Annotated in this window: 21 protein-coding genes; 6 read left to right on the top strand and 15 right to left on the bottom strand. The window is 64.3% G+C overall.

All coding sequences use genetic code 11. The annotated features are described in order from the left end of the window. Nucleotides 1–9 precede the first annotated feature (9 nt). Genes NKI08_RS12120 through NKI08_RS12095 form a run of 6 tightly spaced genes read right to left on the bottom strand, consistent with a single transcriptional unit; the run spans nucleotide 10 to nucleotide 7,074 of the window. Nucleotides 10–471, bottom strand: coding sequence for a MarR family winged helix-turn-helix transcriptional regulator (locus NKI08_RS12120; RefSeq protein WP_352769673.1), 462 nt, complete (start codon nucleotides 469–471; stop codon nucleotides 10–12). Beyond that, nucleotides 468–1,052, bottom strand: a complete 585-nt coding sequence (locus NKI08_RS12115) for an amino acid synthesis family protein (RefSeq protein ID WP_352539936.1) — start codon at nucleotides 1,050–1,052, stop codon at nucleotides 468–470. The genes NKI08_RS12120 and NKI08_RS12115 overlap by 4 nt, the downstream gene beginning before the upstream one ends. Further along, nucleotides 1,045–1,920, bottom strand: a complete 876-nt coding sequence (locus NKI08_RS12110; RefSeq protein ID WP_352769456.1) for a UPF0280 family protein — start codon at nucleotides 1,918–1,920, stop codon at nucleotides 1,045–1,047. Before NKI08_RS12110 ends, NKI08_RS12115 begins: the two co-directional genes overlap by 8 nt. Further along, nucleotides 1,917–3,461, bottom strand: coding sequence for a 6-hydroxynicotinate reductase (locus NKI08_RS12105; RefSeq protein ID WP_352769453.1), 1,545 nt, complete (start codon nucleotides 3,459–3,461; stop codon nucleotides 1,917–1,919). The genes NKI08_RS12110 and NKI08_RS12105 overlap by 4 nt, the downstream gene beginning before the upstream one ends. Continuing rightward, the gene (locus NKI08_RS12100) at nucleotides 3,458–6,214 is read right to left on the bottom strand and encodes a molybdopterin-dependent oxidoreductase (RefSeq protein ID WP_352769450.1); all 2,757 of its coding nucleotides are present in this window, start codon (nucleotides 6,212–6,214) and stop codon (nucleotides 3,458–3,460) included. Before NKI08_RS12100 ends, NKI08_RS12105 begins: the two co-directional genes overlap by 4 nt. Further along, on the bottom strand, nucleotides 6,214–7,074 hold the full coding sequence (locus tag NKI08_RS12095; protein ID WP_352539932.1) for an FAD binding domain-containing protein: 861 nt from the start codon (nucleotides 7,072–7,074) through the stop codon (nucleotides 6,214–6,216). Before NKI08_RS12095 ends, NKI08_RS12100 begins: the two co-directional genes overlap by 1 nt. Nucleotides 7,075–7,346: 272 nt before the next feature. Here NKI08_RS12095 and pncA point away from each other — a divergent pair, with 272 nt between their 5' ends. Beyond that, nucleotides 7,347–7,946: a bifunctional nicotinamidase/pyrazinamidase gene (gene pncA, locus NKI08_RS12090; protein ID WP_352697255.1), complete on the top strand. Its 600-nt coding sequence runs from the start codon at nucleotides 7,347–7,349 to the stop codon at nucleotides 7,944–7,946. Between the two features lie 141 nt (nucleotides 7,947–8,087). Next, complete coding sequence (locus NKI08_RS12085; RefSeq protein ID WP_502899594.1) at nucleotides 8,088–9,413, top strand: sodium:proton antiporter; 1,326 nt, start codon at nucleotides 8,088–8,090, stop codon at nucleotides 9,411–9,413. Here NKI08_RS12085 and NKI08_RS12080 read toward each other — a convergent pair whose 3' ends face one another. The 8 genes from NKI08_RS12080 to gcvA all read right to left on the bottom strand — a co-directional run bounded on the left by NKI08_RS12080 (nucleotide 9,414) and on the right by gcvA (nucleotide 18,319). Further along, nucleotides 9,414–10,133 (bottom strand): ABC transporter ATP-binding protein, encoded by a 720-nt coding sequence (locus NKI08_RS12080; protein ID WP_352472376.1) that lies wholly within the window; start codon nucleotides 10,131–10,133, stop codon nucleotides 9,414–9,416. It abuts the gene before it with no gap. Beyond that, nucleotides 10,126–10,854, bottom strand: coding sequence for an ABC transporter ATP-binding protein (locus NKI08_RS12075; RefSeq protein WP_352769443.1), 729 nt, complete (start codon nucleotides 10,852–10,854; stop codon nucleotides 10,126–10,128). The genes NKI08_RS12080 and NKI08_RS12075 overlap by 8 nt, the downstream gene beginning before the upstream one ends. Further along, entirely contained in the window at nucleotides 10,851–11,813 is a 963-nt protein-coding gene (locus tag NKI08_RS12070; RefSeq protein WP_352769440.1) for a branched-chain amino acid ABC transporter permease, read from the bottom strand. Before NKI08_RS12070 ends, NKI08_RS12075 begins: the two co-directional genes overlap by 4 nt. After that, nucleotides 11,810–12,691 carry a branched-chain amino acid ABC transporter permease gene (locus NKI08_RS12065; protein ID WP_352455934.1) on the bottom strand — a complete coding sequence of 294 codons (882 nt, stop codon included), beginning with the start codon at nucleotides 12,689–12,691 and terminating at the stop codon, nucleotides 11,810–11,812. Before NKI08_RS12065 ends, NKI08_RS12070 begins: the two co-directional genes overlap by 4 nt. An 86-nt stretch (nucleotides 12,692–12,777) precedes the next feature. Further along, on the bottom strand, nucleotides 12,778–14,082 hold the full coding sequence (locus NKI08_RS12060; RefSeq protein WP_352682317.1) for an ABC transporter substrate-binding protein: 1,305 nt from the start codon (nucleotides 14,080–14,082) through the stop codon (nucleotides 12,778–12,780). A 162-nt stretch (nucleotides 14,083–14,244) separates the two neighbouring features. Continuing rightward, entirely contained in the window at nucleotides 14,245–15,684 is a 1,440-nt protein-coding gene (locus tag NKI08_RS12055) for a hypothetical protein (protein ID WP_352769572.1), read from the bottom strand. A 163-nt stretch (nucleotides 15,685–15,847) separates the two neighbouring features. After that, nucleotides 15,848–17,152 (bottom strand): nicotinate phosphoribosyltransferase, encoded by a 1,305-nt coding sequence (gene pncB, locus NKI08_RS12050; RefSeq protein WP_352472380.1) that lies wholly within the window; start codon nucleotides 17,150–17,152, stop codon nucleotides 15,848–15,850. Nucleotides 17,153–17,344: 192 nt separating this feature from the next. Then, a complete protein-coding gene (gene gcvA, locus NKI08_RS12045) occupies nucleotides 17,345–18,319 on the bottom strand; it encodes a transcriptional regulator GcvA (protein WP_023676980.1) in 975 nt (324 codons plus the stop codon). 183 nt (nucleotides 18,320–18,502) lie between these two features. Between gcvA and speB the strand changes: the two genes are divergently transcribed. The 4 genes from speB (at nucleotide 18,503) to NKI08_RS12025 (ending at nucleotide 21,829) form a co-directional block, all read left to right on the top strand. After that, complete coding sequence (speB, locus tag NKI08_RS12040; protein WP_352449470.1) at nucleotides 18,503–19,564, top strand: agmatinase; 1,062 nt, start codon at nucleotides 18,503–18,505, stop codon at nucleotides 19,562–19,564. Nucleotides 19,565–19,700: 136 nt separating this feature from the next. Beyond that, nucleotides 19,701–20,510, top strand: coding sequence for a transporter substrate-binding domain-containing protein (locus tag NKI08_RS12035; RefSeq protein ID WP_352769435.1), 810 nt, complete (start codon nucleotides 19,701–19,703; stop codon nucleotides 20,508–20,510). A 6-nt stretch (nucleotides 20,511–20,516) separates the two neighbouring features. Beyond that, nucleotides 20,517–21,185 (top strand): amino acid ABC transporter permease, encoded by a 669-nt coding sequence (locus NKI08_RS12030; protein WP_352539925.1) that lies wholly within the window; start codon nucleotides 20,517–20,519, stop codon nucleotides 21,183–21,185. After that, on the top strand, nucleotides 21,182–21,829 hold the full coding sequence (locus NKI08_RS12025; protein ID WP_352539924.1) for an amino acid ABC transporter permease: 648 nt from the start codon (nucleotides 21,182–21,184) through the stop codon (nucleotides 21,827–21,829). The genes NKI08_RS12030 and NKI08_RS12025 overlap by 4 nt, the downstream gene beginning before the upstream one ends. A 16-nt stretch (nucleotides 21,830–21,845) precedes the next feature. Here NKI08_RS12025 and NKI08_RS12020 read toward each other — a convergent pair whose 3' ends face one another. Continuing rightward, on the bottom strand, nucleotides 21,846–23,249 hold the full coding sequence (locus NKI08_RS12020) for an MATE family efflux transporter (RefSeq protein WP_352769431.1): 1,404 nt from the start codon (nucleotides 23,247–23,249) through the stop codon (nucleotides 21,846–21,848). Between the last annotated feature and the right edge of the window lie 198 nt (nucleotides 23,250–23,447).

Below are 23,447 nucleotides of genomic sequence, written 5' to 3'. Positions count from 1 at the left end.
GGCAGCAGATTAAGCCAGCTTGGCCAGCAGCCTCATGAAAATGGCCGCTTCCTTGGCGGAAAGCGGCGCCAGCGTTTCCTGCGTAATCTCACGGGCAAGCGGAATCAGCCGCTCGATCGCGTCGCGCCCCTCGGCGGTCAGATTGACCAGCAGGCGCCGTTTGTCGACTTCGTGTTTGCTAAGTTCGACAAAGCCACGCGCTTTCAGCCGGTCGATGACGCCCTTCACGGTCGCCGCATCCATGGCGATCAGGCTGCCAAGCTGGTTCTGCGAGGTCTCGCCGACGTCGCGCAATTTGGCCAAAGCGGCAAATTGCGGCGGCGTCAGATCGGCGATGTGTGCGGCGAAGATCGAGACATGGCGCTGATGCGCCTTGCGCAGGATGTAGCCGACCTGCTCCTGCAAGCGATAGTCGTTTTCGTCAGGCTCCTCGGCCTCGACCAGCTTGAGCAGATTGTCCTCGGCGCTCACCGCAGCCCATCCCATGCCTTAATGTCCTTGGCCGCCAGCCCACCCATGCGGTCGTGCACGCGCGGGCCGCAGGTCATGGCGAGGCAAAACAGGATCTCGTCGGGACGGGGGCCATCGCTGATGCCGATTTCCATGGCATCGAAATGGCTGCGCACATAGGCGGCGTTGATGTGGCCGAGCGGCACATCGAGCCGCGCGCCGAAGCCGCCGACCTTCTTCGCCGAGGGCACGATCGCCTTGGCGTCGCCGAGCCGTTCGCGCATGGCATAGCCGCCCGGCACATGCCACAGCGCGCCATGCTCCAGCTCGCCCGCCATGCCGACGATGGCGCCCTTGCCGTAACCGTCGATCTGTTTGACGTCGCCGCCCAATGCGGCAATAAGCCTGTCGGAGAGCAGCAGCCCGAGCGGCTTCAAATCCTCCATGGCGCTCTGCAGTTCCTCGACGTAATGGCCGGCGAACGGGTTCTTGACCACCGCCATGGCCGCCGCGCGGCGCCGCGGCACCTTCGCCACCGGCCCGCCTTCGTGAAAAATCTCTTCGGTCAGCACGGCGATCTTGCGGATCGGAAACTCAGGCATGAGCAATTTCCCTCTCTAAAACTTTATTGGCGAGCGCCATCGGACCTGCGATGCGCGCCTGACCGCCGAGGAAAAGTGCCGCGGCGGCAATCAGGCCGCGCCGCCGAAACTCCTCGGCAACGGCAAATCCGCCTTCCAGCGCAATAGCGATTTCAGCGGCGGAAAGCAGCCCCACGCCCTGCGTCACCAAACGGTCGCCGAGATCGCTGTCAGGTGCGAGATCGCGCGCCCGTACGCGCCTAACGGCCGGATGACCGGGCAGGTCGACGGCGTTGGCGATCAAGGTCGCGGCGGCATCGGCTTCAGCACCCGTTCGCGCCAGCACCGTGACCGCGTCGGCGATGCCCAGCGAAAAGGAGCGGCCGCGCCAGCCGCTTGTCGCGACACCGCGGATCCCGTCTTCGGGGCGGATCGTGAGACGATCTGCCAACCCATGACCTGTCCCGGCAATGGCAAGCATCATCGACTGCCCGTGGCCGAGATAGATCGCGCTGTCGCCGCCATTATTGACATAGGCGCGCTCGAGCCGGCGGCCGGCAAGCAGCGCGCCAAGCACTTCGTCGGCTACCGAGCCGGCGACGGCCGCCATCGGCGTGATGAATTGTTTCGCTAGCGGAACGACCGCCACTTCCATGCGGCGCGCCGTCGGGCCAGCGAAAGCACGTGGCCGCGAGGCGGCCGGGCGCCGCAGTTCGGGCAACTCTTCGACCAGTTCAACCAGGATTGTCTGGAAGCGCGCCACTGCCTGGCGATATGCGGCGCTGCATTCACTCGCCTCGCCGAATGCCTCGACGATCAGATCGATCGGCCCATGATTGAGGTGAAGCCTCCGGCCGTCCTCGAGCCAATGCGCCTGCGGGCCGTTCATCGCCCGGCCCCGTTTGCGGTCGCGCGACGCAACTGCGCCAGCGGCGGCCAGGGATTGTCACGGGGTGCGGCCGTGCCGCGGCGCGGATTGAGATATTCGCCGCCCTTGGCCAGGATATCGTCGACGCTGCGGATTTCGCCTTCGTAGCCGCCAAGCCTGACATAATCGTCGCGGCGCATGGTGAACTCGATCGGCGCCACCAGCGCCGGCGTCGGCACATAGCCGAAGGCGCCTTCCGGGACGCGGGTGACGTCGACCATCAGCGTGATGCCGCCGCCCGGCCAGACATAGACCGGCGCGCCGCCGACCGTCACGTAGGTCGTCAAGCCCTGCACCGAGCGGGTCAGATTGACCGGGTTCTCGGTGACGCCGGCGCGCAGCGAGCCGCCGGCGCCGCCGACGAAAAGCACGGTGCAGAGCGCCGGCTCGCAATTGTCCTCGATCAGTTCGACCGACTTCCGCAGCCGCTCCGGGAACGGTTTCTGGACCGGCTTCAATTCGTCGTCGAGCTCGTAATAGGCGAATTGCTCACCGGTGGTCGAGACCATCAGCAGCGACATGCCGGGGCGCGCACCCTTTTTGGCGTTCCATTCACCAAGGATCGACAGCGGGTCGGAAATGCTGGTGCCGCCCCAGCCGAGGCCGGGCTCCGACACCTTGAAATAACGGCCCGGCGTCGAACGGCGGCCGATGATCTTGATGCCGGTATCCTGCCAGCCAAGCACCTTGCCGGCCTGATGCTCGGAGACGACGCCGGTGATGTGGTCATCGACCACCACCACCTCGTCGACAAGGCCGCGCCATTGGGTCGCGAACATGCCTATGGTAGCCGAACCGCAGCCGACGCGCATGCGCTGCTCGAGCTTGCCGTCGATGACCGGCGGCTTGCCGGCTTCGACGATGACGGTGGCGCCGCCGTCGATGACGAGTTCAACCGGTTTGCGGTTGCACAGGGCGAGCATGGCGTCGCAGGTGGCGCGCCCTTCAGCCTTCGAGCCGCCGGTCAGATGATGTACGCCGCCCAGCGACAGCATCTGCGAGCCGTATTCGCCGGTCGTGACATGGCCGATCGCCTCGCCTTGGGCACGGACCGTAGCCGTTTCGGGGCCGATATGACGGTCGGTGTCGATCTTCACCTTGACGCCGCAATACGAGAAGATGCCCTCGGTGACGACGGTGACCAGATCGACGCCCTCGACCTCCTGGCTGACGATGAAGGGCGCCGGCTTGTAATCGGGATAGGTGGTGCCGGCGCCGATGGCGGTGACGAAGCGGCGGCCGGTGTTGACCAGTTCGCCGTCCCATGCCTCGCCTTCTTCGGCAAAGGGTACGATTGCGGCGCCGGTCTCGGCCGCGTGGTCGAGGATGGTCAGTGGATCCATCCGCACGATCCTGCCGCCAACATTGCCGTAGCGGTCGCAGGCGCCGGTGCGGCCATCGGCGATGTAGCACATGACTGGACAGGCATCGCAGCGGATCTTCTCGGCCACCAGCTTCTCGCCGGGATCGTGGGTCTCGAAGCGTTCGGCAAGCTCGCTCATCGGCGCGCCTCCTTGTCGAGGATGGCGGCGCGGATGCGGGTCGGCGTCGCCGGAATTTTGGTGACCAGCACACCGGTGGCGTGGCGGATGGCGTTGAGGATCGCCGGCGCCGTCGGGATCAGCACATGCTCGCCCAAACCCTTGGCGCCGAAGGGTCCTTCCGGATCCGGAACTTCTATCAGGATGGTCTCGATCGGTGGCACGTCGCCGATCGTCGGGATCAGATAGTCGTGCAGGTTTTCGGTGCGCCCGGGGATGAATTCCTCCATCAGCGCCATGCCGATGCCCTGGGCGATGCCACCCTCGATCTGGCCCTCTGCCAGTAAAGGGTTGATGGCCTTGCCGACATCGTGAGCGGCGGTGATTTTTATAAGCTTCACGGTGCCGAGCCTGAGGTCGACCTCCAGTTCGGCGATCTGCGCGCCATAGCCATAGACGGCATAAGGCTTGCCCTGGCCCTTGGCATCGAGCGGCAGCGTCGGCGGGTCGTAGCTTTCCTCGGCGCGAAAGACAAAGCCTTCGGGGTCTGCCTTCAGCGAGGAAAGATCGACGCGGCGGGTCGCTTCGCCTTCCCTGATGCTCAGGCTTGTGCCGTCCAGCGCAATCGCCGCCTTTTCCGAGACATTGGCGAAACGCAAGATCTCCTCGCGCAAGGCGCGGCCGGCCTTTTCGGCGGCCTTGCCGGTGACGAAGGTCTGGCGCGAGGCCGAGGTCTTGCCGGCGTCGGGGGTGATCGCCGTGTCGGCGCCTTTCAGCATGAATTTTTCGAGCGGAAGACCCAACGCATCGGCGCAGATCTGCGCGATGACAGTGTTCGAGCCTTGCCCGATATCGACCGCACCCTGATGCAGGACGACTTCGCCCGATGCCAAGATGCCGACCTTGATGGTCGACGGATTGGGCAGCGAGGTGTTGCCGCAGCCGTACCAGCAAGAGGCGACGCCGACGCCGCGTTTTCTTTCGCTGCTGCTACGGGCGTTGAACGCGTCGGCGTCAGTTAGGGCACGCTGCCAATGTGAACGGAGGGCCTCGAGGCAGTCGGCGATGCCGACGCCCGACTCGAGCCGCTGCCCGGTGACTGTTTCGGATCCGTTCCGAAGGCAGTTCTTCAGGCGAAAGTCGAGCCGATCCATGCCGAGCTTGTCGGCCAGGTCGTCATAGAGGGTCTCCTGCATGATCGTCGCCTGCGGCACGCCGAAACCGCGAAAGGCGCCGGCAATCGGGCCGTTGGTGTGGATGGCGCGGCCTTCGGCACGATAGTTCGGCGTCGCATAGGGGCCGGAGGCGTGCACCGGCACGCGGTTGGCGACCGTCGGCCCCCAGCTGGCATAGGCGCCGGTGTTGAAATCGCCGGCGAAGACCATGCCGGTGACGCGGCCGCCGGCATCGGCGCCGATGCTCGCTCTCATCAGAGCCGGATGGCGCTTGGTGGTCGAGATCATCGATTCGGTGCGGCTGTAGGCGAGCGCCGCCGGCCGCCCGGTTTTCATGGCGACGAGGCCGATGAGCGGTTGCAGCGAGACGTCGAGTTTGGAGCCGAAGCCGCCGCCGGTGGCGGTCGGCACGATGCGCACCTTTTCCGGGGCAAGGCCGAGCACTTTTGCCGTGTCGTCACGGTCCATATAGGGCGCCTGCGTGCAGGCGACGACGACCAGCGTGTCGCCGTCCATGAAGGCATAGCCGGCTTCCGGTTCGATATAGGCGTGCTCGACATAGGAGGTGTCGATGGCGCCGGAAACGACGAAAGCCGCACCGGCAAGCGCGGCTTCCGGGTCGCCACGCTCGACGAAGCCGGAGGTGAGCAGGTTCGAGGGCCGGTTTTCATGGACCAGTTGCGCACCGCCGGCCTGCGCTTCGCCAGTTTCCAGAAAATGCGGCAACTCGGTCCAACTGACAGGAAAATCGGCAAGGTCGAGATCGATGATAGCCTCGCGTTCGCCGGCAACCAGCGCCACCGCCTCACCGCGAAAGCGCGAAACCCCTTCGGCCAGCGCCGGCTGGTCGGCGAAGGGCGCGATGACGCCGAAACAATTCTTTCCCGGAATGTCGGCGGCGGTGAAGACGCCGGCAATGCCAAGACGGGATTTCACCCAGCTGCCGAGATCGCCAAAAGTGAAAGCGGCATGATAATGCGGCGAGCGGACCACCAGCACCGACAATGCGTCGGCCGGGAATGAATCACCGCCGAATTTTTCGCCGCCGGTGACTTTCGGCAGGCCATCGAGGCGGATCGGGGAGGAGCCGACGGCATGGCCAGAGGATGGCATGCGCTGATCGGGGCCGTCGGCGTGGCGCCAAGCATCCATCACCGCGGCGACGATCTTGCGGTAGCCGGTACAGCGGCAGAGCACGCCGCCCAGTGCATCCTGCGTTTCGGCCTCGCTCGGGCAAGGCGTCCTGTCCAGGAGTGCCGTTGCCGCGACCAGCAGGCCGGGCGTGCAGGCGCCGCATTGCGCTGCGCCATGGCTGAGGAACGAAGCCTGCAGCGCCGACAACCGGCCATTGGCGAGGCCTTCGACGGTCGTCACCACGGTGCCGGAGGCGGAAGCCGCGGGCATCAGGCAGGCGCAGACCGGCTCGCCGTCGACCAGCACCGTGCAGGCGCCGCAATCGCCGGCATCACAGCCGATCTTGGTGCCGGTCAGCCGCAACTCGTCGCGCAGCACCGCGGACAGCCGCCGCACCGGCGGCACACAAACGCTGACGGCGGCGCCGTTGACTTCGAAGGCGATGTCGGCGCGCTCCATGCCCATCAGGCCGCCGCCCTTTCGTCGGGAACAGCGCCCATCGCACCAAGCACGGCGCGGGCGACGATCTCGCGCGCAGCGTCCAGTCGATATTCGGCGCTGCCGCGCACGTCGCCGATCGGCGACAGCTCGTCCATCGGTGCGGATTGGATCGCAGTGGCCAGCGCGTGGCCGACGGGCCGGCCGCGTAGCGCCGCCTCGACACCCGCCAGGCGCCTGGCGACAACCGAGCAGGAACCGACGGCGACGGCCGCGTTCCTGACCATACCATCTTCGACGGCCAGGCGTGCGGCGGCCATGGCGATGGAGATGACGAGATAACGCCGCGCGCCGAGTTTCACGAAGGCGGAGCTGCCGGCGGTCGCGGGTTTGGGAATGCGGATTGCCGTGACCATTTCGCCGGGCTGCAGTGCGGTGCGACGGTTGCCGAGGATGAATTCTGCAAGGGGCAGATGCCGGGTCGCCACAGCGGAACGCAGTTCGACTTCGGCATCGAGCACCAGCAGCGCCGGCACGCCGTCGGCGGCCGGCGAGGCGTTGCAGAGATTGCCGGCAATCGAGGCAACGTTCTGGATCTGCACCGAGCCGACTTCCCGCGCCGCCTGCTTCAGCGCGTCGAAAGCCGCCGGCAGAGGATGGCGGACGAGATCGGTCCAGGTGGTGCGCGCGCCGACGAGCCAATGGTTTTCGGCTTCGGCAATGCCGCGCAATGCCACCAGGCCATTGATATCGAGGACATTGTCGCGGAAAGGCTTGCTGCCCTGTGCCGGATAGAAGTCGGTGCCGCCGGCGAGGATGCGCCATTGCCCTTCGCCCAGCAAAGCGAGGGCGTCGTCGACCGTGGTGGGTTTTGCGTAACGGATCACGCTTTGCCTTCCCAGAATGGGCTTCCCGAGAGGGGATCCTGCCGAAAGATTTTCCCGAGCATTCAAGGCACGAAATTCATTCGTATGCAAATGATATCAAGCCGGCAGGAATTGTCAAAGCCAGAGTTTGCACGGCTGTTGGCCCCGGTGCACCCGGAACGCATTTGTTATGCCATGAGAGGTTGACGCAGCCGGCCATCTGGTCAAGTTTCTGCGTCCGGTCGCGTTTTCATTGGAGCCTAAGCTCAAGACCAAGAAAATAAGGAGGCTCCATGGCCGACGAAGCGCTTGTCGTTATCGACCTGCAGAACGATTTCTGCCCGGGTGGCGCCCTTGAAGTGGCCGGTGGCGACGAAATCGTGCCGTTGGTCAATGACCTAATCCGGCGGACCGAGCACGTCCTGCTGACGCAGGATTGGCACCCTGCCGGCCATTCGAGCTTTGCCTCCAGCCACCCCGGCAAGCAACCGTTCGAAACGATCGACGTGCCTTATGGCCACCAGACGCTGTGGCCGGATCACTGCATCCAGGGCAGTCTGGGATCGGATTTCCATTCGGGCCTCGCCTGGAGCAAGGCCGAGCTGGTGATCCGCAAGGGGTTCCGTCCTGCGATCGACAGCTATTCCGCATTCTTCGAGAACGACCGGACGACGCCGACCGGCCTTGCCGGCTATCTCCGGGATCGGAACATCGAGACGCTGACCCTGGTCGGCCTGGCGACGGATTTCTGCGTCGCCTTTTCGGCGCTCGACGCGGTCAAGCTCGGTTTTGAGACGTCCGTGCGGCTCGACGCCTGCCGCGGCATCGATCTCAACGGCTCCGTGGAGAGGATGCTGGGCCGGATGCGCGACGCCGGCGTGACACTGATTTGAACGTCATCCAGCCGAACCTGACAGACTTTTGAGGGCTTCATGCGGTTTGCGGCGTTGACGGCAAGTGCTGCACTTATTGCAGCAATCTCTTCTCCAAGAGCGGTTCTCGCGGCCGAAGCGCACGAATTGCCTGGCGCCGCCATGTCGCTTTGGTGGGTGCTGCCGTTTGCCGGGCTATTGCTTTGCATCGCGACCGGCCCGCTGCTGTTCCATCATGCCTGGGAGCACCATTACGGCAAGATCGCTGCCTTCTGGGCAGCGTTGGTGATCGGGCCGCTGGCCATCGCCTTCGGCATCCCGTCCGCCACGCAGGCGGTGCTGCATGCGCTGCTCACCGAATACATGTCGTTCATCATCCTGCTGTTTGCGCTGTTCACCATTTCGGGCGGTATCTTCGTTGCCGGCAACATACACGGCACGCCGCTGGTCAATGCCGGGCTGTTGCTGGGAGGGGCGCTGCTTGCCTCGATCATTGGCACAACCGGCGCCTCGATGATCCTGATCCGGCCGCTCATCCGCGCCAACGACAACCGGCGCTTCAACGCCCATGTCGTCATCTTTTTCATCTTCCTGGTGTCCAACATCGGCGGGTCGCTAACGCCGCTGGGCGATCCGCCGCTGTTCGTCGGCTTTCTGCGCGGCGTCGATTTCTTCTGGACGACAGTTCACCTGCTGCCCGAGACGCTGTTCGTCGCCGGCGTGGTGCTGGCTGTTTTCCTGGCGATCGACATCATCATGCATCGCCGGGAGGAAGGCGCGCCGAAGATCAAGGATCCGACGCCCGACAGCAAGGTGCGCATTCGCGGCCTGGCCAACATCCCGCTGCTGGCCGGCGTAATCGCCGCGATCCTGATTTCCGCTGCCTGGAAGCCGGCAGTGAGTTTCTCATTTCAGGGTGTCAGCCTCGAGCTGCAGAATCTGGTGCGGGACGCCGCCATCCTGATACTGGCCTTCACTTCGCTTGTCGTCTCGCCGAAGGAGTTTCGCGGCGCAAACGCCTTCAACTGGGGGCCTATTGCCGAGGTGGCGAAGCTGTTCGCCAGCATCTTCATCTGCATCGTGCCGGTCGTCGCCATATTGCGGGCCGGGCTCGATGGCGCGCTGGCGCCGTTGGTACTGCTGGTCAGTTCGCCGACCGGCGCGCCGGACAACCTTGCCTATTTCTGGCTGACCGGAGCGCTGTCGTCCTTCCTCGACAATGCGCCGACCTATCTGGTGTTCTTCGAGCTGGCTGGCGGCGATGCGCAGCATCTGATGACCGAGCTCGCCTCGACGCTGGCGGCGATCTCGGCAGGCGCGGTGTTCATGGGCGCCAACACCTATGTCGGCAATGCGCCGAATTTCATGGTCTATGCCATTGCCAGGCATCGCGGCATCAAGATGCCGAGCTTCTTTGGCTATATGGCATGGTCGGGCGCGGTGCTGATCCCGACATTCCTGCTTGCCGGCTTGCTGTTCTTTGCCTGATCATCCTACGCCGACATAGCGACGGACCGCGGAGGGATCGGAACGCAGTTCCTCGACATCGACCGTCTCGCGGTTGCGGCCGTTTTCGATGAAACAAACGCGGTCTGCGACCGACAGCACGGCATCGACGCGCTGCTCGACAAGAATTGTCGACACGCCAAGCGCACGCAGCTTCGACACGGTTTCGCGGATCTTGGCGATCATCGACGGCATCAGCCCTTCGGTCGGTTCGTCGAGCAGGAGCACCTGCGGTTCCAGACACAGGGCGCGGGCCATGGCCAGCATCTGCTGCTCGCCGCCGGACAGCGTGCCCGAACGCTGCCTGAGGCGCTGGCGCAACAGCGGGAAGAGATCGAGCACGTTCTCGCGCGTCGCCTTGCCCTTGTTGCGGGCCATCAGGCCGATCTCGATGTTTTCCGCCACCGTCATCTCGGCGAACAGCCGCCGGCCCTGCGGCACGTAGGCGACGCCGGCCTTGGGCACCTCGTGCGCCGGCAAGCCGCTCAATTCCCGCCCTTCGAGCCGAATCGACCCGGAGCTTACCGGCACCAGACCCATGATTGCCTTCAGCGTCGTCGTCTTGCCGGCGCCGTTGCGGCCGAACAGGCAGAGCACTTCGCCCTCGTTCAAGACAAGATCGAGGCCATAGAGCACCTGGACCTCGCCATAGAAGCAGTCGACCCCGGAGATCGTCAGTGCCTTGGACTGGGCCTCAGCCATGGGTCGTCCCCAGATAGGCGTCCTGCACCGCGGCATTGGCGCGGATCTGCTCGGGCGTGCCTTCAGCCAAAATCCTGCCGGCGTTGAAGACGGTGATGCGGTCGGCGAGCCGCATGACCACCGGCATGTTGTGCTCGATCAAAAGCACGGTGGCGCTATCGGCGATCGCGCGCACCAGCTCGATGAAATTGTCGATCTCGCTGTCGGCAAGCCCTTGCGTCGGTTCGTCGAGGATCAGCAGCCGCGGCTTCAGTGCCAGTCCCATTGCCACTTCCAGCAACCGCTGGTGACCGTAGGACAATTGCCCGGCAGGCATTTGCGCCCGGTCGGCAAGGCCGGTGCGCTCGAGCGCCGCCATGACGCCGGTGTGAACCGCGCCCTTCGAGCGGCCGTCGGTCAGCGTGCGCTGCACCGGCAGGGCAACATTGTCGTAGGCGCTGAGATTGGCAAAGACGCTGGTGATCTGGAACGTATAGGCGATGCCGAGGCGAACCCGGGCGTAGGCAGGCAGGCTGGTGATGTCCGCGCCGTCGAAGACGATCATGCCCGACGAGGGCTGGATGCGGCCGCTGACCAGGCTGACGAAGGTGGTCTTGCCGGCACCGTTGGGGCCGATGATGGCGCGAATCTCGCCCGGTATCAGCGCGAAGTCGACGCCGTCGACGGCACGCAAGCCGCCGAAACTGCGCGACAGGCCTTTGGTGGTGAGCAGCGGCATCATGGCAACCACCCGAGCCAGCGCTGGCGGATGCTGCCGAGAATGCCTCTCGGGAAGAACAGCACCAGCAGGATGAGCGCTATGCCGACGATCAGCAGATAGGCCGAGGTGTAGCCGCTGGCGACGTCGATGACATAATACATGAACAGCGTGCCGATCAGCGGACCGAGCGTGGTGGCGGCGCCGCCCAGCAGCACCCAGAGCAGCGGCAGGATGGAATATTGCACCGAAGCGAAGCTCGAGCCGACATAGCCGAACAGCAGCGCATAGGCCGCGCCGGAGGCCGCGCAGATGCTGCCGGAGATGACGACGGCGGCAAGCTTGCTGGAGAACGTGTCGTAGCCGAGCATCTTGGTCCGCTCCTCGTTCTCGCGGATGGCGACCAGCACGCGACCGTAGCCGGAGCGGACTATCGCCAGGCTTATGAGCAGCACGATCGAGAACAGTGCCAGCGCGGTCATATAGCGCACGGTCGGGTTGGTGAGGTCGAGCGACGTGCTGCCCAGGACAAGGACACGCATCGGCTGCGGCACGACCATGCCCTGGTCGCCACCGGTCCAGGCAGCGAAATAAAGAATGACGAGATAGAATACCTGAGCGAACATCATGGTGACGATCATGAAGGCGACGCCGGAGGTGCGCAGCGCCAGCAGCCCGATCACCAGCGCGAGAAGCGCGCCGTAGGCAAGCCCGGCTGCGAAGGCGGCCGGCACGCTCCAGCCGAGATGGATGACGGCAAGGCCGGCGCCATAGAGCCCGGCTGAAAAGAACATGGCATGGCCGAGGCTGAGCAGCCCGACATAGCCGAACAGCAGATTGTAGCCCATGGCGAAGACCGCCAGCACCATGATGCGGGCGAGCAGGCCGTGATGGTATTCCGGCAGGACGAAGCTAAGCCCGAAAAGCAGGGCGATGACGCCGAGGTGCAGCGCATATGGCTTTGCCGGCGAAGCATCCTTCATCGCGATGTCGTCCCGAACAGGCCCTGCGGCCGGAACACCAGCACCATGGCGACGAGCAAGGTGGCGATGATCTTGGCCAGCGTCGGTGAGAAGAACACCGAGATGATGCCGTCGGAAAGGCCGATCAGCACCGCGGCGACGACCGTGCCGCGCAGCGAGCCGAGGCCGCCGATGATGACGACGATGAACGACAGCAACAGCGGGTCCTGTCCCATCAGATAGTGGGCCTGGCTGATCGGCACGATCAGCACCGCGGCGACAGCAGCCAGCATGGCGCCGAGCGCGAAAACACCGGCATAGACTCTGGTCACCGGGATGCCGAAGGCCTGCGCCGTCTCGCTGTCATATTGCGTGGCGCGCATGACGAGGCCGATTTTCGTGCGCGTCAGCACCAGCCAGGTCGCGACCAGCAACAGCGCCGACGCGGCGATGATCGACAGCTTGTAGCCGGAATAGCCGAACCACGGCAGGAGGATGCGGTAGCTGAACGGCGGCTCCACCGGCCGCGCCTCCGGGCCGTAGAAGGTCAGCGCCAATTGCTGGATGATGTAGAGCATGCCGATGGTGGCGACGATGGTGGCTTCCGGATTGTAGTTGAGCCGGCGCAGCACCAGCCGTTCGGCGAGCAGCGCGATCAGGCCGACGATCAGCGGCGCCAGCACCAGGGCGGCCAGGAAGCCGAGCGCCGGATGGCCGGATATCGCCGTTGAGATCGCCCAGGCAAGCACCGCGCCCAGCATGAAGAACTCGCCATGCGCGACATTGACGACGCGCATGACGCCGAACACCAGCGACAGCCCAAGCGCCGTCAGCGCCAGCACTGCAGAGGTGACGAGGCCTTCGAGGGCGGCGAGGAGCAGGTGAGGTCCGAAGTGCATCGCCTAAGCACCGGCGGATGCGCGAAGCACCCCCCTCTGGCCAGAGGGGGGTATCTTGGCGCTCACGCTTGCTGCAGCAGCCAAGCTCACAGCGTCTGCGTCGTGTAATCCCCCTCAGGCTCGTAGAGGCCGTCCTCGATCTTGGTCTTGTGGACGACATTCAGCCGGCCGCCTTCAACCTTGGAGATGTTCTGGATGCCAAAGCACTGGTGGATCTTGCCGTTGAAGGTTTTCGGCCCCTGCGGGTGCTCCGGCCCCTCGGCGAACTCGGTCAACGCCTCGGTCGCCTCGACCAGCTTGGCGCGGTCTTCCGGGCCCTTATAGCCGGCATCCTCCATCGCCTTCTTGACGACGTAGAGCGTTTCCCAGCAGCCGAACATGTGCGCGGCGGTGGAGACGTCCTTGGGATCGCCGACGGCGGCACCATTGTCGTCGATGCCGACGGCGGCGCGGTAGGCCTTCTGTGCAGGGGAATCGTCGGGCTGCGCGTAGCGCGGCGAGCCTTCCCAGAAATGGCTGCCGTCGAGGAATTCGAGGCCGGGGCTGTTGATGTCGGTAGCTTCGAGCGAATCGATGAAGCCGAACAATTGCGGCCGATTGGAGCCGTAGAACTCGCCGAGCTCCTTGACGAAGGTGAGCACCGCCGGGCCGACCATGACGTGGTAGATCACCTCGGTCTCCGCGGGGATCTGCGGAAGATATTTGGTGAAAGAGGATTCCGTCGGCGGTATCGCGATCTGGGCGATAACCTCGGCGCCTTGCGCCTTCAGCGCCGGCGGCAAGTAGTCGCGATGGTCGTAGCCGAAGGCGAAATCGGGGAATATCTGCGTCACCTTCTTGCCGGCATTGGCGGCAATCCACGGCGCCATCGACTGGATCTGGCTCTTCACATCGGTGATGCCGGGCTGGAAGACGTAGCGGTTCAATTTGGTCGAGGCGACGTGGTGGCCTTCGCTGACAACGAAATAGGGCATCTTGGCCTCGCCGGCGGCCGGCGCCGAGCCGATGACGACATGCGAAAACAGCGTGCCGTAGACGATATCGGTCTTGTGCTGAGAGGCGAACTTGCCGACGACTTCGGCGCCCCGGCCGGGATCGGTGCCGTCATCCTCGATGATCACCTCGACGGGTCGGCCGTTGATGCCGCCGGCATCGTTGATCGCCTTGACGGCAGCCGCTGTGGTCTTCTCGTACCAGCGGCCATAGGCGGCGCCGATGCCGGTGCGGTGCGACTGGAAGCCGATCTTGATCGGCGCCGAGCTCTGCGCCTGGCTGTAACGCACGAAACCCGGCGCGACGGCAAGACCGGCGCCGGCGGCAAGGCCCTTCAGCGCCGTGCGGCGGGTGAGAGCGGATCTGGAGAGATCGAAAAACCCATTCTTGTCAGTCACGGCAGTTCCCCTTGTTTTTGAGCTTTGACCAATGGCTGTAGCAGGCAGGCCACTCTTGTTAAGAGGGGCGAAAATTGCATGTGTACAAACTAAATCACCAAAGCTCTGACGTGGCAAGCGAGCTTTCCCCAAGGTTCGATTGACGGCCATCGCACACCTCGTTCATCCGGCGCTCGGCGTCGCAAGCAGCCATAGGCCGAGGACGGTGTAGGCGATCATCAGCACGGTGAGCGGGAACTGGCTGAGCGCGGCGCGAGCCGGAATGGCGTGCAGCCGCCAGGCCAAGCCATGGGCGACAAGCACAGCAAGCATGTGGCCGCCAATGATGACGCCGGCCTGGAGGTTCCACAGCCACCACGCCGAGCCGGCGCCGGCGACAACGCCGGCTTCAATTGACATGTCTGCGGTACCGAACAGGTTCCAGCCAAACGCAAACGGGTCGGAGAGAGCGGCAATTGCATATTGGCCGTCGACCAGCAGCGCCGTCAGATAATGCGCGAAGTGGTAGGCGAGCGCGATCGGTACGATCGACCAGGCCAAAAGCCCGGCGGCGTGACCGAGCGAATGGTTGCTGCCGGCAAGGTGCTGGCCAAGAAAGACGGCTAGCGCGAACACGGCCGCAAGCACGGCAAAGCTCAGCACAAGACCGAAACTGCCGATGCCGATCAAAGCGGTGCGTCCAGGAAACTCCAGCGGATTGATGCCGAACCAGCCTAGCCAGAAGAAGGTTTTCGACAGGCCGTCGAAGGACACAGACGACAGCGCAAGCAGCAGGAAAGCGACGCCGCTGAGCGGTAGCGGCGCGCCACCGAGCAGCTTGGCACCCGGCCAGCAGAGTTTGAGCCGGCCGTCTTCGTTGCGCTCGATGATGGCGAAGTGCGCTACCATGGAAAAGAACACCGTCAGGAACTCACCGCGCAGGCTCCAGTCGCGGTATCCGACGACCTGCATAGCGGCAAAGGTCAGCAGCCAATAGGCGCCGGCGGCCCAGGCCAGCCGCGCCGGATCGTCTGGCGCAGGGTCGATCAGCTCGAACCAGGCGAAGGCGAAGAACAGCAGGAAAGCCGGCCAATAGCCGAGCCGTTGGGGGAGCAGATTCGGCTGCGTTCTGCCGGACAGGCGCGAGGCGACGCGGCATGGCCCGTACCAGGGGTTGAGCCACGACCAGAGATCGCCGGCGAGCCCCTGCAACAGAGCCAGGCCAACCCAGAGCAGCGTCCACACGGTCAGCGGCAGCGGATTGGAAAGCGGATCGCGGCTGCCGAACAGGCCGGCGGCAATCAGAATTGCAAAGCCGACAAAGGATACCAGGCTGACGGCAGTCCGCGCGCCGTCGCCGAAGGTAAAAAGCGGCAGGCGTTTGCGCCAGAAGCGGTCGAGGGAGTCCGGCGGCAGTAGAGCCAGGACAAGGAAGCTGGCGGCAACCGCGAGCGCGCCACCGACGACGTAGTAGCCGGTGGGAAGCAGCAGGACATGGCCGCGGTCGGAGGCGTGGGCGAAGGCGGGCGTGGATGGGAATGCCAAGGAAGCGACGAGGCCGGGAAAGGGCCTGATTGCCGAAATGCAGCGCTCTACAGCGCCCCCCTCTGTCCTGCCGGACATCTCAAGCGGGGAGATCGGCGGTTCCGCCGTCGGCTCTCCTTCCGCAACTTCAGCAATTGGCGAAAGCAGCAATGAGGGCGCAATCTCCCCCCTCGCGGGGAAGATGTCCGGCAGGACAGAGGGGGGCGCGAAGGAACTCATACTACGCAAGAGTTCCCCTACTTCACACCTTCACCAACTGCTCCACGCGGTCCTTCTGGCCGAAGATGCGCAAATAGCGCTCGATCTCTTTCTCGTCGCCTGTCGACTTGGCCGGATTGTCGGAAAGCTTGACCGCCGGCCTGCCGTTGGCTTCGGTGACCTTGCAGACCAGCGAGATGGCGTCTAGCCGGTTGGTCTCGGTCGGCGCGCAGCCCTCGAAATCGTTGGTCAGGTTGGTGCCCCAGCCGAAGGACATGCGCACCTTGCCGCGGAAATGGCGATAGGTTTCCTCGATGGTCTCGACCTCCAGCCCATCCGAGAAGATGAGCAGCTTCTGCTTGGGGTCCTTGCCCTTTTCGCGCCACCAGGAAATGATTTTCTCGCCGCCTTCGATCGGCGGCGCGCTGTCGGGGCGGAAGCCGGTCCAGTCGGCGACCCAGTCCGGTGCATCGCGCAGGAACGCCGCGGTGCCGAAGGTGTCCGGCAGTACGATCAGCAGGTTGCCGCCGTAGTAGCGCTGCCAGTCCTGCAGCACGTTGTAGGGCGACCGTTTCAATTCCTTTTCCGAATTGGTGAGCGCGGCGAACACCATCGGCAGCTCATGCGCGTTGGTGCCGAGCGCCTCGAGATCGTTGTCCATGGCGAGCAGCACGTTGGAGGTGCCAGTGAAGGCCTCGCCGATGCCCTCCTTCAACGCTTCGACGCACCAGCGCTGCCACAGGAAAGAATGACGGCGGCGGGTGCCGAAATCCGAGATGCGGATGCCGGGCAGCGCCTTCAGCCGCTCGGTCTTGGCCCACATCTTGGCCTTGGCGCGGGCATAGAGCACGTCGAGCGCGAACGGCCCGAACGCCCGCATGGCCGCGCGAGATCGAAGTTCATTGATAATTGCCAGCGCGGGGATCTCCCACAGCGTCGTGTACATCCACGGACCGCTGAAGGCGAGTTCGTATTGGCCGTCGCGCTTGGAAAGCTCGTATTCGGGCAGCCGGAAATTTTCCAGCCAGGCGAGGAATTCCGGTTCGAATATCTGCTTGCGGCCATAGAAGGTGTTGCCGCCGAGCCAGATCATCTCTTTCTTAGAGAAGCGCAAGGTGCGGGCATGGTCGAGCTGCTCGCGCAGCTCCGTCTCATCGATCTCCTCGGCAAGGCGGACCGAGGTGGTGCGGTTGATCAGCGAGAAGGTGGCGTCGACCTTGGGATACATGCCCCAGATCATCTGCAGCATCAGAAGCTTGTAGAAATCGGTGTCGAGCAAGCTGCGGACGATCGGGTCGAGCTTCCAGGTGTGATTGTAGACGCGCCGCGCTATATCGGTCTTTGCCATCGCTTAATGCGCCTTCGTTGCTCGCTCTAGCTTTTGTCTAGCGCAATTCCGGACGGAAAACCGCTGCGCACTTTTCCTGAAATTGCTCCAAATGCCTCTTAGCATCGAATTTTTGAACGCGCCTCCCGCTTTGCGGACTGGCCCGACAAAAAGAAGCCCCTGCTGCAAGCGGCGCCTACGGCAGTTTCGGCCTCAGGATGCGGTCTTGGCGCCGACCACCTTGAGCGCCGGACGCTTGCGGCGAATGCCGATGCGGCCTGCCACCGGTGCGTCAGCGCGGCGGTCGGCCTGTTCTTTCTCGGCAAACAGCCAGTCGATGAACAATTGCACGATCGGCGCCGACCGCATCTCGTTGCGGCAGACGACGTAGAAATCGTCGACGGCCGGCACGGAAAGACTGAACGGGGCGACAAGCAGGCCCCTGGCGAGCAGTCCGCTTGCCGTCACCGTATCGCCGAGCGCCACGCCATGGCCGTGAACCGCGGCCTCGGTCGCCATCCGCGCATCGCCGAGATGATGGCGACGGCCGCGCTCGAGGTCCAGCGCGTCGGCGGCGGCCAGCCAGGTATGCCATTCGCGGCCGTCGTCGCCATGCAGGAAGACGTGATCGGCGAGGTCGCGGACGGTGCGGATCGGGCGGTTGTTGATCAGCGTCGGGCTGACCACCGGGAACAGTTCGAGGCCCGACCATTTGCGCATCCAGCAGTCGGTCCAGCTGCCGTCACCATAGTGCACGCAGACATCGATGTGCGGTGCGCGGACGTCCTTGGCATCATTGGATGGGATCAGCGTCAGCCTGATATCCGGATATTGCGAGGTGAAGCTGCCCAGCCGCGGGATCATCCACAGCAACAGTAGCGCCGGCACGCAGGATACAGAGAGAACGCCGGTGCTGGCCGGTCTCGTCATGCGCTGCGTGGCGGCGGCAATGCCGTCGAAGGCGGTCGACACCGCCGGCAGCAACTCGGCGCCGTGCGGCGTCAGCTTCACCCGCTGACCGGCACGCTCGAACAGCTTGACACCCAACGATTGCTCGAGCGCCTTGATCTGATGGCTGATGGCGCCGTGGGTGACGTTGAGCTCAGCCGCCGCCTTGCTCAGCGAGGCGTGGCGCGCCGTCGCCTCAAAGGCGCGCAGCGGGTTGAGCGGTGGCAAACGCTTGGCCATTTGGACCCTAGGCTCTGTGAGATTTTCTCACAGATAACACCCTAACAATATCAATTGATTTTTCAATGCAGCTACGGGACACTTTGCCCAGGCATTGCATCAAGACGTGAAATCTGCAGGCAGCCGGCGGCTGCGGCTATCGAGGCCGCCGCCCGCGCGCCGCACCAGCCATGGAGGACCGACATGGGTTACGACCGCGGCAAGCTCGAAGCGTTGCGCCGCAAATACGGCGAGAGCCACGGCGGCGAAATGTTCGACCCGAAATTCCAGCGTGTCGCCGACAAGATCTTCTCCAAGACCGGCACGCGACTGGCGCCCTATTCCGGCATCCCGACCTTCCTCGCGGCGCCCTATCGTGAAATCGCCGCCGACAATCCGGATTTCGGCGATCTGCAGGTGGCGATGATCGGTGTGCCGATGGATCTGGGCGTCACCAACCGGCCGGGCGCCCGTTTCGGGCCAAGGGCGTTGCGCGCCATCGAGCGCATCGGCCCCTACAATCATGTGCTGGAATGCGCACCGACGCATGAGCTGAAGGTCGCCGACATCGGCGACGTGCCGTTCCAGAGCCGCTACCGGCTGGAGACCAGCCATGACGACATCGAACGCCGCACCAACCAGATCGTCGACGCCGGCGTCCTGCCCTTGTCTGTCGGCGGCGACCATTCGATCAGCCACCCGATCCTGAAGGCTGTCGGCAAGAAGGCGCCGGTGGGCATGATCCATATCGACGCTCATTGCGATACCAGCGGCCTGTTCGACATGACCAAGTTCCACCATGGCGGGCCGTTCCGCAACGCGGTGCTGGACGGCGTGCTCGACCCGAGCCGCACCATCCAGATCGGCATTCGCGGCTCGGCCGAATATCTGTGGGAGTTCACCTATGAGTCCGGCATGACCGTCGTGCATGCCGAAGAGGTGACCGGCCTCGGCATTCCCGCCATTATCGAGAAGGCGCGCAGGATAGTCGGCGACGGCCCGACCTATGTCTCCTTCGACATTGACAGCATCGATCCGGCCTTCGCGCCGGGCACCGGCACACCGGAAGTCGGCGGGCTGACGACGCGCGAAGTGCTCGAGCTGCTGCGCGGCCTGAAGGGACTCAACATCGTCGGCGGCGACGTGGTCGAGGTGGCACCGCAGTACGACGCGACCACCAACACGGCGCACGCCGGCGCGCAGGTGCTGTTCGAGATCCTCAGCCTGATGGTCTTCAGCCCGGCAATCACCGGCAAGGCGGGCTGACACGCTCGACCATGATCCCGAAAGTGGGAACCGGTTTTCGGAGAAGATCATGGTCCACCAGAGAATCCAAAGGCGACCGCCGCGCTGGAGCCGGCGGTTGCACTCAAACAAACAAGCTTCCAGCAGGGGAATGACAATGACACTTCACATGAAACTCAAATCGTCCATCGCCGCCGTGCTGATGCTCGGCGCGACCGGTTTTGCTTTCACCACGCAGGCCGTCAATGCCGACGCGATCGACGACATCGCTAAGGCCGGCGCCATCAATGTCGGCATCTTTTCCGACTTCCCGCCCTTCTCCTCGGCCAGCGCCGACATGAGCATCAAGGGCTACGACATCGACGTGGCGCAATCCATCGCCGACCAGCTCAAGGTCAAGCTCAATCTGGTCAGCGTGACCGGCCAGAACCGCATTCCGTACCTGACCGACAAGCGCGTCGACCTGCTGATGAGCGTCGGCTACTCCAAGGAGCGAGAGCAGGTAATCGATTTCGCCGCCGCCTACGCACCCTACTACATCGCCGTCATCGGCCCGGCAGCACTCTCGGTCAAAGGCAAGGAAGACCTTGCCGACAAGTCGATCGCCGTCAATCGCGGCACGCTGGAGGACACCTCGCTGACCGAGGCGGCACCCGCCTCGGCCGACATCCGCCGTTTCGACAACTATAATTCCGTCATCCAGGCGTTCATCTCGGGCCAGACCCAACTGATGGTGGTCGGCAACGATGTCGGCGCCCAGGTGCTCGCCCGGCAGGAGGAACTGAAGCCGGAGCAGAAATTCCAGCTTCTCACCTCGCCCTCGCATATCGGCCTCAACAAGAAGGAAGACCGCCTCAAGCAAGCGGTCAACGATGCGGTCGCCAAGATGCTGGCCGACGGCAAACTGGACGAAAGCTCGAGGGCCTGGCTGAAGACACCGCTCGATCCCGCCAATCTCAAGGATTGACGGCCAGTGACCTATAGCCTCGACTTCGGCTGGCTTGCCGGGGCAACAGGGGCGATCGCGCGCGGCGCGGCCACGACGATCCTGCTGATCGCCGTGACCACGCTGGCGGGAACGTTGCTCAGCATCCTCGGCGCGGCAGGGCGGCGGAACGGTCCGCTGCTGCTCAAGCGGGCGATCGGCGTCTATGTCGAGATGATCCGCAACACGCCGTTCCTGGTGCAGCTGTTCTTCATCTTCTTCGGGCTGCCCAGCATCGGCGTCAGGCTCGATCCGGTGCTGGCAGCCATGTTGGCGATGACGCTCAACATGGCCGCCTACACGATCGAGATCGTTGGCGCCGGGCTCGACGCGGTGCCGCCCGGGCAGACGGAAGCGGCACTGGCGCTTGGGCTCAGGCCGCGCCAGGTCTTCATCAAGATCGTGCTGCCGCAGGCGCTCAAGGTGATCTATCCGGCGCTGACCAGCCAGATCGTCATCATGATGCTGGAATCCGCCGTGGTATCGCAGATCGCCGTTCGCGAGCTGACCTATGAAGCCGACATGCTGCAGGCGCGCACGTTCCGGGCTTTCGAGACCTATTTCGTGGTGACGATGGTCTACCTCGCCCTGTCGATTGGGCTGCGCCGGCTGCTGGTCGGCGGCGGCCGCCGGCTTCTCGGAGCCGGCGTGTCATGATCGAATTCACCTTCTGGGACATTCTGCGCAACCTGCTGCTGGCGGCGCGCTGGACGGTGCTCTTGTCGCTGGCCGCGTTTGTCGGCGGGGCCGTGGTCGGCATGATCGTGCTGTTCTTCCGGATCGCCAAGAATAAATGGGCGCGCCGGTTTGCCTCCGGCTACATCGCGCTTTTCCAGGGCACGCCGCTGCTGATGCAGCTCTTCCTGATGTTCTTCGGCTTGCCGATGCTGGGCCTGCGCATCGAGCCGTGGACCGCGGCGGTGCTTGGCCTGACCTTCTTCGCCAGCGCCTATCTCGCCGAGATCTGGCGCGGCGGCGTCGATGCGCTGCCGCGCGGCCAGTGGGACGCCGGCGCCAGCCTCGGCCTGCACTATCTGCATGAACTCCGGCTGATCATCCTGCCGCAGGCGTTTTCGATCACCCGCGCACCGACCGTCGGCTTCCTGGTACAGCTGATCAAGTCGACCGCGCTGACCTCGATCATCGGTTTCGAGGAGCTGGTGAGGACATCCAACGCGATCAACAATGCGACCTTCGAACCGTTCAAAGTCTATGGGCTGGTAGCGCTGATCTTCTTCGTCATGTGCTTTCCGCTGACGCAATACGCACGTTCGCTCGAGCAGCGGGCGGCGGCCCGCTGAGCGGGCGACCAGCAATTCAACGCCCGAATACCAGCGGCGGCGCGATCCTGTCACGCCGCAGCCAGCGCACCAGCAGGAGTGCCGCAACCACCGCCAGTCCCGACGACAGGCCGATCCAGATGCCGACGCCGTTGAAGCCGAAACGAAAGGCCAGCAGCACGCCGAGCGGCAGCCCGATGCCCCAATAGCCGATTGCGGCATAGATCATCGGCACCTTGGTGTCGTGCAGGCCGCGCAGCATGCCGCTGGCGACCGCCTGCGCACCGTCAAAAACCTGGAACAGCGCAGCAAAGGCGAGGAACGAGACGGCAAGCGCCACCACCTCGGCATTAGCCGGATTGCCCAGATCGATGAAGGCGCCGATCAAGAGATGCGGCCACAGGATCATCACCAGCCCCATCAGCGCCATGAAGGAGACACCGACGACATAGGCGGTCCAGCCAGCCCGGCTGACACCTTCCGGATTGCCGGCGCCGTGGGCAAGTCCGACGCGCACCGTCACCGCCTGGTTGAGGCCGAGCGGCACCATAAAGGTGACCGAGGCGATCTGGATGGCGATCGCATGGGCGGCAAGCGAAGCCGCATCGATCAGGCCCATGAGAAAGGCCGCCGCGTTGAAGATCGTCACCTCGAACGCCAGCAGGCCCGCGATCGGCAGGCCGAGCCGCAGCAGGCCCTTGAAGCGCGGCCAGTCGGCGCGCCAGAAGCGTCCGAACAGGCGATAGCGCCGGAACTTCTTCTCAAGCATCACCACCATCGCCATGCCGGCGAACATCAGCGTGCTGGACAGAGTGGTGGCAAGGCCGGAGCCGGCGATGCCCATCGAAGGGATGCCGAGATTGCCGAACATGAACAGCCAGTTGAAGAAGGCATTGCAGGCGACGGCAACGAAAACGATGATCAGTGCCCAGCCCGGCCGCTCCAGCGCCGAAATGAACGAGCGCAGGACGATGTAGCCGAAAAAGGGCAGCACCGCCCATTCGAGCCAGCGCAGATAGATGCCGGCCTGGTGCGCCAACGCCGGTTCCTGACCCATGGCCAGCAACACGCTCTCGCCGTGCCAGAGAAGGGCCCATATCGGAATGCAAATGAGGATCGCCAGCCACAGACCCTGGCGCACGGTGCGGCGCAGGTCGCGCACCGAGTGCCGACGGCGGCCGAGCTCCGTCGCCATCATCGGCGAGGTCGCCAGCATCAGGCCGAGCCCGAAGATGAGCGGCATGAAGTAGAGGTTGGCACCAAGCGCACCACTGGCCAGCGTGTCCGCCCCCAGCCGTCCCATCATCATGACGTCGGTAGCGGTCATCGCGGTCTGGCCGAGATTGGTCAGCACCATCGGCCAGGCGAGCGCCAGCATCGCCCTGATTTCCCGACGCCAAAGGTTTTCCGGCGCGCGAGCGTCGGCTTCGATCGCAGACATTCTAGTTTTCCGCCTATCCGATTGCGGCACGTCGGCAAGAGCCGGAAGCCGCGTCTCAGCGCGGAAACGGCCATGATCGGCCGGATTCCGCATTACGGCGAGTTTGTCTATGAAATAGGCACCGGTGGCAAGAGGCTGACTTGCGGAAGGGTTAAGCCAGTCAGCTCCATGCAGGCTGTTGGAGAGGCTATGGAAGCC

This window comes from Mesorhizobium sp. M0768, assembly GCF_040320195.1.
Classification (GTDB): Bacteria; Pseudomonadota; Alphaproteobacteria; order Rhizobiales; family Rhizobiaceae; genus Mesorhizobium.
This window is presented reverse-complemented; position numbering and strand designations above follow the sequence as displayed.